Here is a 10,557-nt window from a genome sequence, read left to right on the forward strand (position 1 = left end):
GCCGAGCACAGGCCAAGGCCGGATCGAAGCGGCGTCGTCCTTGTCGGAGGCGTCGAGGCCGCCTTCCTTCGCATAATCTTTGTAGCCGAGGCTGCGCACCGCCGTGATCGAAGCGGACGCGATATCGAGAATCGCGAGCGCATTCGCTACCTGCAGCGCGACGAACGCCGTCTTGCCGTCGGCCGCGACGGAGATGTACTCCGGCTCCAAGTCCTGCGCGTACGGCACGTCCGGCTTCGCCTTGCGAACGTCTTTCGCGACGACCTCGTCCGCGAAGCGAGCGGTTCGCACGTTCGCGTTCGTCAGTTGGTCCGCGCCGCCGCGCACGTCGATGACGGAGACGCTGCCTTCGGGGTCGACGGTGTATTCGTCGTTCGGCTCGCCTTCGTTCGCGACCAGCACGTAATGGCCGTCTGGGGTGAACGTCAGCATATCCGGCAGGGCGCCGACTTCGACGTAGCTCAGCAGCTTGCCGTCCGTATCGATGAAGACGACGTGGCCGTTCTCCTGCTTCGGATCGTTCGGCACGGACACGGCGAGCACGCCGCCGTTCGGGTGCAGCGCGACGCTCGTAATGTCGCCCGCTTTCACCTGGCCGCCGGTCAACTCCTCGACCGGAATGCGCTTCACGAGCGGAAGGGCCTGAACCGTGGCCGCGCGCTTCTTCAAGACGTTCATATCGAAAATGTCGAGCGACTCCTCCGCCCCGTTCACGGCGAAGCCGTAACCTGTCTTCGGGTCGTATGTAACGATCTCCGCGCCGGCCTCGTCGAGCGGCGCGCCGCTGACGTAACGTCCCAAGTAATGAACGTTCAATTCGGATGCGGCGGGGTACGTCAGGTAAGGCTTCGCTTCGACGCCTGCGGCGGCGCCGAGGGCGGCGCCCGACCACCCGGTCGCGGCGACGGCGGCGGCGATCGCGAGGGCCGCGCTTTTGTGGAACGGCTTGTACAACGGCAACTGAAATCCTAAGGAAATGATGGAATGGTACGTTTCTCATCTATCATAGGCGCGGGATGTTTTCCGAACGTGAGCAGGATGTTAAGCGCAGGTAAAATTCGTGGAGGATTAAAATCAAATAATTTTGATGAAATACTTGCGCAGGGAGGCGGCGGGGTGTATTATCAAGTTAAATTGATGAATAGGGCGGGGGACGCGACATGAAAATCGATCTGCCGATCTTCTCCGACGGCGCGGTCGCGTCCGGCGAGGGAACGATGCCGGATGAGCGCTTCTTTGAAACGTACGAACTAAAATTTAAGGCGCTGGCCGATAAGAAGCGGCTGCAGATCATGCATGTGCTGACGCAGCGAGGGAAGGTGTGCGTATGCGATCTGTGCGAGCTCGTCGACATGGCGCAGTCGAAGCTGTCGTACCATCTGAAAATTTTGCTCGACGCCGGGCTCATTCGTCGGGAGACGCAAGGGACTTGGAGCTATTATGAGCTGAACGCGACGGAGATCAACGGCCTGCTCTCCGAGCGGCTGTGCTGCGTGTTCCGACCGAGCGGCTGCTGTTAAGGATTCGGCCCGCGCGGAACCGCTGTACCCAATTAATCAAAATAAATTGATGTAATAGGAGCATTCATACCTATGGAAACTTTCCAACAAATCGCCGGCTCATTCTTCTTCATTGCGCTGGAGCTTACGGCGCTGTTTCTCGGCATCTCGTTCGCGATGAACCTGCTGCAGGGCGTACTCCCTTACGAGCGGCTGGAGCGGGCTATCGGACGCCGGCATCCGCTCGTCGGCGCGCTGCTGGCGCTGCTGCTGGCGTTCTTCACGCCGTTCTGCTCGTGTTCTACGATTCCGATGGTCGTCGGCATGCTGAATAAGAAGCTGCGCTTCGGCGTCGTCATGACGTTTTTGTTCGCCTCGCCGGTCCTCGATCCGACGATCCTGACGCTCATGACGGCGATGCTCGGCTGGAAGACGGCGGCCCTGTACACGGCGGCGACGGCGGTCCTCTCCGTCGCGATCGGCTTCCTGCTCGAAGCGCTCGGCTTCGAATCGGCGGTGAAACGCGTCGTCGTCAAAGGCGGCGCGGCGCCGGCCGGACGGGGGCTCGACGCGCGGTCGGCGTGGCGCGAGACGATGACGCTGATGAAGACGGTCTACCCGTTCCTTCTTCTTGGCGCCGGGATCGGCGCCGTCATCCACGGGGCCGTTCCGAGCGAATGGATCGCGGCCCACCTGTCGGGCGACCGCTGGTGGCTCGTCCCGATCGCGGCCGTCGTCGGCATTCCGCTCTACATCCGGCTGTCCTCGATGATTCCGATCTCGACGATGCTGATCGCCAAAGGCATGGCGCTCGGCCCCGTCATGGCGCTGATGATCAGCTCCGCCGGCGCGAGCCTGCCCGAGCTGGCAATGCTGAACGCGATTTTCCGCCGCCGGCTCGTCGTCGCTTTCGTCGCTTCGGTCGTAACCATGGCGACGCTGTCCGGGCTGCTGTTCCATTGGGAAGGGAGGTGAGTAGCGATGTTTTTTCGTCGGAAAACGAACAGCGATTGCTGCAACGTCGAAATCGTAGAAGTCGAAGACGCGGCGCCATGCTGCGAAGAGCAAGCCGTGCAAGAAGAAAAAGCGGAAGCCTGCTGCGCGGCGTGCCGCTGTTAGCTTGAGGGAGCGTCCCGATCGCGCGTCTGCGCGTTCGGGACGTTTGCATTCTTTTAAAATAATGCTTTCCATCGCGCCGTTTTCCGGTAATAATTAGAAGTATCAGAATTGTATGCACTTACAACGGACAACGGGGTTGAGGCGTATGGCGACACCGACCGTGAGCGTAACGACGAGCATCTCCCGCTGGCATCGACGCTACTTGAACGCGTTTTGGTGGAGCATCTTCATTACCGTGATCGCCGAGTGCGCGAGTTTGCTGACATCGGCCCGGGACCCGATCGAATTCGTTTTGCACTTTATCCTGTTGCCTACGGCGCTTATGAGTCTAATCATGGGGGCGACGGAAGGCTTGCTTCGCGTGCTGCCGAAGGGCCATGAATACATCGTCACCGCCGCATGCTCCGGGCTCTCGACCGTGATCGTCTTCGTGCACGCGAGAATCGACTTTATCCAAGCGGTCGGGCTGCTGCCGATTTTGTTTTCGGTGTTTTATTTTCGGCGTCGGATTTTGCTCTTCGCCTTCGGGTTGAACGGCGCGCTCGCCGCTGCCGCTGTCCTTCTGCATCCGCTTCTTCGCGCGCAGACGTCCGCGACCGAATGGATTTCCTTATACGCGATCTTGTTCGGCGCGACGTGGTTCGCCCTTCGCATTATGGAGCGCGAGGTGGAGCTGCGCAAGCATCTGGAGGAGGAGACGCGCAGCAAGGAACGGCTTCTGATGCTCTCGCGGACAGACGCGCTGACCGGGCTTTATAACCATATTACGTATCACGAACGGATCGAACATGCCTATGGGGCGCTCGAATGCGAGACGTTCCCGCTGCATCTGGCGCTGATCGATATCGACAATTTCAAATCGATTAACGACACGTACGGTCACCGCACGGGAGACCTCGTGCTGCAGCGGGTCGCGCAGCGCATCAAGGAGGGCATGGCCGCGGACGACGAAGCGTTCCGGTACGGCGGGGAGGAATTCGCGATGCTGCTCTTCGGCGTATCGCCGGAGGAGGCGTATCGGCGCCTCGAACGCATCCGCACGCGCATCGCCGACACCGTTCACGAAGAGCTGGGCGGAAGGCCGGTCACGGTCAGCGTCGGACTCGGCACGCGCGAGCCGGGGGAGTCGAAAGAATCGTTGTTCGAAAAGGCGGACGCCTTGCTCTATAAGGCCAAGCGCGAGGGGAAAAATCAGACGGCCGCGGCCGCCGGTCTCCGCTCGGCATAACAAAGCAGACGCCCCGCTGCCTTCTTGGGAAGGCAGCGAGGCGTCTTGGCGTACGCTTAGTTGATTTTCAAGGAGAGCAGATGCCCGGAGACGTAGCCGTCCGACTCGCTGACGGAGCCTTGGACCGTGACGGAGTCGCCGACCTTCGGCGTAACGGTCAGGGCTTCGCTTGTCGTAAAACGGACGCTCTGTCCGCTCACGTTCACATAGACGTCTGTCAGCGTCATCTTCGTCGCGTTGCCGTTCGCGTCCACCGCGTCATACGAATCGGTAGTGACCTGCTCCACAACCCCTGTTATTTCGAGCGTTACCACCTTAAGCTCTTTAAGGGAGCCGTCCGCGTTCGCCGCGGCGACGACGCCGACCCCGCTTTGGAAGTAGGCTTTATACTGCTTGCCCGTATACGAGTGGCCGTTCACGAACGTGAGCTTGGTCGCGTCGACGAGCGTCAGCTTCTTCTCGGTGCCGTCCGCCAGCTTTAGCGTGACGGTGCCGGTCGCCGGATCGTAATCGTAGACGAAGCCGGCGATTTGCCCCGCGCCGACGGTCGTGCTCGGCAGCGTTACCTCGATGCCGCCCTTCGTCTTGAACGTTGCGGCGGCCGTCGCGTTGGACGCCGAACCGCCTGCGCTTGCCGAGCCGCTGCCGGCGGCGGAGGAGCCGCCTTTCGCCTCTTCAATGATGACGGAGTTGGTCGCCGGATCGAAGCCGACCGAGTTGCCGAACGCTTCCGCGATCGCGCGCGCAGGCAAGAAGACGCGGCCGTTCACTTGCTTGGCGGGCACCTCGAGATCCTTGAATTTGGCGCCGTTCTTGTAAATCGCCTTATCTCCGACTTTGAGCGTTACGACGATATCGCCGTATTTCGCCGTGACCGTGCTCGTCGCGCCGTCCCAAGCGATATCGCTCGCCTGCACGCCGAGGCCGATCAGCAGGTCGCGCAGCGGCATTAAGCTGCTGCCGTTTTCCACGAAAGGCGTGCCGCTTGCGAAGACGAGCGGTTTCCCCTTCACGATCATCTTCAATTCCGCGCCGAACGCCGTGCCTGCGAACAAGGACCCTGCCATCGCGATCGCCGTAACCGATGCCGCCAGCTTTTTCATCATCCTCCGATTACCTCCGTTTGTATGTAAGATGGAAGAACTCCCGATTAGTGTAAGGGGGATTCGTCGAACGCGGCAATACAAATTTAGGCGCGCGAAAAAGAAAGCTTCCTATAATTTCCGCCGAAATCGGCTGGATTTTGTCAAAAGGTGCAGGATTCTGTCAATTGACGGAGAATTATACCGGAAAACGAGCGATGGCTCGGCAAGGGACGAAAAAATGGCGAAGGCGAAAACGAAATTCGTATGTCAAGAATGCGGAACGGAATCGCCGAAATGGCTCGGGAAGTGTCCGGGCTGCAACGGCTGGAATACTTACGTCGAGGAGACGGAGACGCAGGTGAAGACGGCCGGGGTCGCGGCGGCGGGCCTGCCCGCGACGAAGGAGCGACCGCGGCCGATTACGAGCATCGTCGGCGCGCAGGAGGCGCGCGTCGACGCGGGCGGCGGCGAGCTGAACCGGGTGCTCGGCGGCGGCCTCGTGCCGGGCTCGCTCATCCTCGTCGGCGGCGACCCCGGCATCGGGAAGTCGACGCTGCTGCTGCAGACGTCGCATTTCCTGGCGCGGTCGGGCCTCCGCGTGCTCTACGTGAGCGGCGAGGAATCCGCCAGGCAAATCAAGATGCGCGCGGAGCGGCTCGGCGCGGAGGCGGAGACGCTGTTCGTGCTGTGCGAGACGAACACGGATCACATCTTCGAGGCGCTCGACGAGGTGCGGCCGGACGTGCTCGTCGTCGACTCGATTCAGACGGTATACCAGCCGGGCGTGACGTCCGCGCCGGGCAGCGTGTCCCAGGTGCGGGAATGCACCGGGCTGTTCATGCGCATCGCCAAGCAGCGCGGCGTCGCGACGATCCTCGTCGGCCACGTGACGAAGGAAGGCGCCATCGCGGGCCCGCGGCTGCTCGAGCACATGGTAGACACGGTGCTTTATTTCGAAGGCGAGCGCCATAACACGTACCGGATGCTGCGCGCGGTGAAGAACCGGTTCGGCTCGACGAACGAGATCGGGCTGTTCGAGATGGTCGAGCAGGGGCTCGCCGAGGTAAAGAATCCGTCCGAGCTGTTTCTCTCCGAGCGCCCGCTCGGCGTCGCCGGCTCGACGGTCGTCGCTTCGATGGAAGGGACGCGGCCGGTGCTCGTGGAGCTGCAGGCGCTCGTCTCGCCGACGAATTTCCCTTCCCCGCGGCGCATGGCGACCGGCGTCGACTATAACCGGCTCAACCTGATCATCGCCGTGCTCGAGAAGCGCGTCGGGCTGCATATGCAGACCCAGGATGCGTACCTCAACGTCGCCGGGGGCGTCAAGCTGGACGAGCCGGCGGCCGATCTCGGCATCGCCGTGGCGCTCGCTTCGAGCTTTCGGGACAAGCCGACGCGGCCGGAGGACGTCGTGTTCGGCGAGATCGGGCTGACCGGCGAAGTGCGCGGCGTCTCGCGGGTCGACCAGCGGGTCAACGAGGCGCTGAAGCTGGGCTTCAAGCGGGTCGTCGTGCCGGAAAAGAGCATGAAGCAATGGACGCCGCCGCGCGGGATCGAGGTCGTTCCGGTCGCGTCGGTGCGGGACGCGTTGAACGCGTTGCTGCCGTAAGCGGCCTTTTCCGGAAAAAGATGAAAACGATGTGCAAACTTCGCCCTTTTTTATATACAATAGGAACTAGATAGTTTGTTCGGAATCGAACGTCCGCATCGTCAGGAGGGTACACATGGTCAAGGAAGAGCACACGCCAGAATTCATGAGCGGACTGCTGCAGCTCGTCGCGCCGGGCACGCCGTTCCGGGAAGGGCTCGAGAACGTGCTGCGCGCGAAAACCGGGGGGCTCATCGTCTGCGGGTATTCCCCCGAGGTGATGGATCTGGTGGACGGCGGATTTTCCATCAACTGCGATTTCTCGCCGAACTATTTGTACGAGCTTGCGAAGATGGACGGCGCGATTATTTTAAGCGAGGATTTGAAAAGGATTCTGTTCGCGAACACGCAGCTGATTCCGGATTCCTCGATTTCCTCGATGGAGACGGGCATTCGGCACCGGACGGCGGAGCGCGTCGCGAAGCAGACCGGGAAGCTGGTCGTCTCGATCTCCCAGCGCCGCAACGTCATTACGCTGTACCAAGGCCAGCTTCGGTACGCGCTTAAGGATATGGGCGTTATTTTGACGAAGGCGAACCAGGCGATCCAGACGCTCGAGAAATATAAGGCGGTGCTCGATCAGGCGCTGACGAACTTGTCGGCGGCGGAATTCGAGGAGATCGTGACGCTGCACGACGTGACGAACGTCGTACAACGCGCCGAGATGGTGCTGCGCATCAAGGCGGAAATCAATCGGTACATTAACGAGCTCGGCAACGAAGGCCGCCTCATCTCGATGCAGCTCGAGGAGCTCGTCACCGGCGTCGAGGAAGAGACGTACTTGCTGCTGAAGGATTATATGCGCGATCCGGTCGAGGAGAAGCTGCGCGACGCGGTGGCGGGGCTGATGCGGATGACGGACGACGAGCTGCTCGAGGATCATCACGTCGTGCGCATGCTCGGGTACCCGAATACGGCGGCCATGATGGAGGAGTCGTTGTCTCCGCGCGGCTTCCGGATGCTGAGCAAAATTCCGCGTCTTCCGACGCTCATCATCGGCAACCTGGTCGAGCAGTTCGGCCAGCTGCCCCACGTGCTGATGGCGACGATCGAGGAGCTCGACGAGGTGGACGGCATCGGCGAGGTGCGGGCGCGCACGATCAAAGAGGGGCTTAAGCGCATTCAAGAGCAAGTGCTGGTCGACCGGCATATTTAACCGGCTATGGTATCGGCGGGCATTTCGGGTATGATAAGGGGCAGAGGTGTGTAGCCGATGGGTTGGAAGCAGCTTCCGAATTGGTTTACGATCGGAAATTTATTTTTAGGCATTCTCTCGATCATTATGGTGTTTAACGAGCGTTCCGACATGGCCTCCATTCTGGTCATCGTAGCGATGCTGCTGGACGGCCTCGACGGACGGGTCGCCCGCGCGCTGAACGCGCAGAGCGAGTTCGGCAAGGAGCTCGATTCGCTCTCCGACGTCATCTCGTTCGGCGTCGCGCCGGCGTTCGTCATGTACGTCGCCGCGTTCCAAGGGCTGCACGAGCCGCTCGGGTGGTTCGTGACGGCGATTTTCCCGATCTGCGGCGCGCTCCGGCTCGCCCGGTTCAACGTGAGCGACGGCTTGCCCGGTTACTTCCTCGGCCTGCCGATTCCCGCCGCCGGCGGCGTACTTTGCACGCTCGCGCTGTTCGCGAACGAGATTCCGCTGTGGGTGATGGTGCTGTCCTCGCTCGCGTTGTCGTTCTTGATGGTGAGCACGGTGCGCTACCCCAACTTCAAGAAGCTGGGGCTGTCTCGCCGCTTCATCTGGGTGACGCCGTTCATCATTATCGGCGCGGCGTCCGTCGCGGTGTTGTACCCGGGGTGGGCGTCCAAGCTGCTGTTCATTCCGCTGCTGCTTTACGCGTTGTTCGGCCTTCGTAAGAACGTCGAAGTGATCGCTCGCCTAGCGACCCGCGGCGTGCGAAGCGTGCGCGTAACCCGGCCGCTGCTCGCTCGCCGCGGGCGCAAGCCGAAGCCGCTGCGCCGCGGCTGGACGAAGGTCCGGCAGCGCGCCGACGAGGGCGCCTCCGAGGGCGAGACGCCCGGCGCGGACGGACGGGAGCCGGATCGGACCGGCCGGAAAACCGAATAGCGATGCGGGCTAGCCGCTCCGGGTTCGATGCGTCGAACTCGGAGCGGTTTTTTTGCATGCCGAGATTAACCTTCCAAAAAGTGGACCATACTTGTAAGGACACTATTAAGGAGGTGAGCACGCGATGTGGAACAACACATTACGTTCGGCATGCACATTGTTCGGGGGGTTCCTCGGGTATAAACTTTCGGCGGCGTTCCAACACGATCCGCTGGGCTATCTCGTTCCCGGCGTGGCGTTCGGCTCGGTGGAAGGCCAAGGATACGGCCTCGCGGGCGCGTTTGCTATTCTTTTCTATTTCGGCTACTCCTGGATCGCTCGGCTCGGGAAAGACGCGTTGCGCAAAGCGGAGGAGCGGCTGTACGGCGTCCCTGCGGCGGATGCGGCGGCGGGCATCGTCGGCTTGATCGTCGGCCTCGTCGTGGCGGCGCTGCTCGTTCCGGCGTTCCGCGCGTTCGGCGCGCTGGCGCCATGGCTCGCCGCGCTGGCGGCGATCGGACTCGGCGTCGTGGGCGCGCGCTTCGCCGTCGCCAAGCGCGGCGACGTGCAGGCGTGGGTCGACGCGGCGCGCGCGCCGGCGCCCGCGCCGGAGGAAGCGAAGCGCATCTACGAGCACAAGATTCTCGACACGAGCGTCATTATCGACGGGCGGATCGCGGACATCTGCAAGACGGGCTTCCTCGAGGGCACGCTCGTCATTCCCGAATTCGTTCTGGAGGAGCTGCAGCACATCGCCGATTCGTCGGACTTGCTTAAGCGCAATCGGGGGCGCCGGGGACTCGACATTCTGAACAAAATTCAGAAGGAGCTCGACGTGAAAGTTTTGATTTACGAGGGCGACTACGACGAAATATCGGAGGTCGACAGCAAGCTGGTCAAGCTCGCGAAGGCGCTGCACGGCAAGGTCGTCACGAACGACTTCAACTTGAACAAGGTGTGCGAGCTGCAGGGCGTCGCGGTTTTGAACATCAACGATCTCGCCAATGCGGTGAAGCCGGTCGTGCTGCCGGGCGAGGAAATTATGGTGCAAATCATTAAGGACGGCAAGGAGCACGGCCAAGGCGTCGCATATTTGGACGACGGCACGATGATCGTCGTCGAGGGCGGCCGGGATTTTATCGGCTCGCATCTCGAGGTGCTCGTGACGAGCGTGCTGCAGACGTCCGCCGGCCGCATGATTTTCGCCAAGCCGAAGCTGCTGGAGAAGGCGCAATAACGGCGCCTTCCCCGCACGCTCGAAATCGCCCGAGCCGTTGTGGTAAGATAGACGGAAATGCGGCTGGGGGTTAGGCGGGGATGGCGACAGTAGGAGCCGTAATCGTATCCGCGGGCGTGGGCAAGCGGATGAACGCGGCGGTCAGCAAGCAATACATACCGATCGGCGGGAAGCCGATCGTCGCGCACGCGCTGGAGGCGTTCGAGCGGTCGGCGGCGGTGGACGTCGTCGTGCTCGTCGTCGGCGCCGGGGACGTGGCGTACGCCGAACGGCTCGCGGCCGACCATGGCCTGCGCAAGGTCGTCGCCGTCGTCGAGGGCGGCGCGGAGCGGCAGCATTCGGTGCTGCGCGGCATCGAGGCGCTTCGGGCGGCGCGCCCGGACGCGGTCTGGGCGCTCGTGCACGACGCGGCGCGTCCGCTCGTCACGCCGGCGCTCGTCGAGCGGTGTCTTGCCGCAGCGGAGGACACCGGCGCGGCCGTGCCGGCGGTGCCGGTGAAGGATACGATCAAGTCGGCGGATCGGGACGGGTTCATTACCGGAACGCCGGATCGAAGCAGCTTGTGGGCGGTGCAAACCCCACAAGCTTTTCGCGTTGATTTGCTGGTCGAGGCGCATCGGCGCGCGGAGGCGGAAGGCTTCCTCGGCACGGACGACGCGATGCTCGTCGAGCGGCTCGGCGTGCG

At 62.2% G+C, this 10,557-nt stretch carries 10 protein-coding genes and 1 pseudogene; 9 read left to right on the forward strand and 2 right to left on the reverse strand.

Going from position 1 to position 10,557, the window contains the following annotated elements:
* A partial coding sequence (locus tag VEZ38_RS15315) for a choice-of-anchor I domain-containing protein (RefSeq protein ID WP_414694726.1) occupies positions 1-954 on the reverse strand: 954 nt, incomplete at its 3' end.
* Positions 955-1,217: 263 nt separating this feature from the next.
* On the opposite strand from VEZ38_RS15315, the gene VEZ38_RS15320 reads away from it, so the two are divergent.
* The 4 genes from VEZ38_RS15320 to VEZ38_RS15335 all read left to right on the forward strand — a co-directional run bounded on the left by VEZ38_RS15320 (position 1,218) and on the right by VEZ38_RS15335 (position 3,846).
* A complete protein-coding gene (locus VEZ38_RS15320; RefSeq protein ID WP_324894924.1) occupies positions 1,218-1,520 on the forward strand; it encodes a metalloregulator ArsR/SmtB family transcription factor in 303 nt (100 codons plus the stop codon).
* Between the two features lie 72 nt (positions 1,521-1,592).
* Positions 1,593-2,474, forward strand: coding sequence for a permease (locus VEZ38_RS15325; RefSeq protein ID WP_324894908.1), 882 nt, complete (start codon positions 1,593-1,595; stop codon positions 2,472-2,474).
* A 6-nt stretch (positions 2,475-2,480) separates the two neighbouring features.
* Positions 2,481-2,618, forward strand: a complete 138-nt coding sequence (locus tag VEZ38_RS15330; RefSeq protein WP_324894910.1) for a hypothetical protein — start codon at positions 2,481-2,483, stop codon at positions 2,616-2,618.
* Positions 2,619-2,763: 145 nt separating this feature from the next.
* Positions 2,764-3,846, forward strand: a complete 1,083-nt coding sequence (locus VEZ38_RS15335; RefSeq protein ID WP_324894912.1) for a GGDEF domain-containing protein — start codon at positions 2,764-2,766, stop codon at positions 3,844-3,846.
* Between the two features lie 56 nt (positions 3,847-3,902).
* Here the strand turns inward: VEZ38_RS15335 and VEZ38_RS15340 are convergent, their stop codons facing one another.
* On the reverse strand, positions 3,903-4,952 hold the full coding sequence (locus VEZ38_RS15340) for a copper amine oxidase N-terminal domain-containing protein (RefSeq protein ID WP_324894914.1): 1,050 nt from the start codon (positions 4,950-4,952) through the stop codon (positions 3,903-3,905).
* A 217-nt stretch (positions 4,953-5,169) separates the two neighbouring features.
* On the opposite strand from VEZ38_RS15340, the gene radA reads away from it, so the two are divergent.
* From radA to ispD, 5 genes and pseudogenes are all read left to right on the forward strand, one after another.
* The gene (gene radA, locus VEZ38_RS15345) at positions 5,170-6,540 is read left to right on the forward strand and encodes a DNA repair protein RadA (RefSeq protein WP_324894916.1); all 1,371 of its coding nucleotides are present in this window, start codon (positions 5,170-5,172) and stop codon (positions 6,538-6,540) included.
* 115 nt (positions 6,541-6,655) lie between these two features.
* The gene (gene disA / locus VEZ38_RS15350) at positions 6,656-7,735 is read left to right on the forward strand and encodes a DNA integrity scanning diadenylate cyclase DisA (RefSeq protein ID WP_324894918.1); all 1,080 of its coding nucleotides are present in this window, start codon (positions 6,656-6,658) and stop codon (positions 7,733-7,735) included.
* A 57-nt stretch (positions 7,736-7,792) separates the two neighbouring features.
* A pseudogene (gene pssA / locus VEZ38_RS15355) lies at positions 7,793-8,467 on the forward strand (CDP-diacylglycerol--serine O-phosphatidyltransferase); the annotation flags it as partial.
* A 313-nt stretch (positions 8,468-8,780) separates the two neighbouring features.
* Positions 8,781-9,872: a PIN/TRAM domain-containing protein gene (locus VEZ38_RS15360; RefSeq protein ID WP_324894920.1), complete on the forward strand. Its 1,092-nt coding sequence runs from the start codon at positions 8,781-8,783 to the stop codon at positions 9,870-9,872.
* Positions 9,873-9,952: 80 nt separating this feature from the next.
* Positions 9,953-10,557, forward strand: a 605-nt coding sequence (gene ispD, locus VEZ38_RS15365) for a 2-C-methyl-D-erythritol 4-phosphate cytidylyltransferase (protein WP_324894922.1), incomplete at its 3' end; no start/stop codon positions are given.

Source organism: Paenibacillus sp. (assembly GCF_035645235.1).
Lineage (GTDB): Bacteria > Bacillota > Bacilli > Paenibacillales > YIM-B00363 > Paenibacillus_AE.

Excerpts from the sequence above, each read along its gene's own strand:
- VEZ38_RS15320 (WP_324894924.1), top strand. The coding sequence starts at position 1,218 with ATGCCGGATGAGCGCTTCTTTGAAACGTACGAACTAAAATTTAAGGCG.
- VEZ38_RS15325 (WP_324894908.1), top strand. The coding sequence starts at position 1,593 with ATGGAAACTTTCCAACAAATCGCCGGCTCATTCTTCTTCATTGCGCTG.
- VEZ38_RS15330 (WP_324894910.1), top strand. The coding sequence starts at position 2,481 with ATGTTTTTTCGTCGGAAAACGAACAGCGATTGCTGCAACGTCGAAATC.
- VEZ38_RS15335 (WP_324894912.1), top strand. The coding sequence starts at position 2,764 with ATGGCGACACCGACCGTGAGCGTAACGACGAGCATCTCCCGCTGGCAT.
- VEZ38_RS15340 (WP_324894914.1), bottom strand. The coding sequence starts at position 4,952 with ATGATGAAAAAGCTGGCGGCATCGGTTACGGCGATCGCGATGGCAGGG.
- radA (WP_324894916.1), top strand. The coding sequence starts at position 5,170 with ATGGCGAAGGCGAAAACGAAATTCGTATGTCAAGAATGCGGAACGGAA.
- disA (WP_324894918.1), top strand. The coding sequence starts at position 6,656 with ATGGTCAAGGAAGAGCACACGCCAGAATTCATGAGCGGACTGCTGCAG.
- VEZ38_RS15360 (WP_324894920.1), top strand. The coding sequence starts at position 8,781 with ATGTGGAACAACACATTACGTTCGGCATGCACATTGTTCGGGGGGTTC.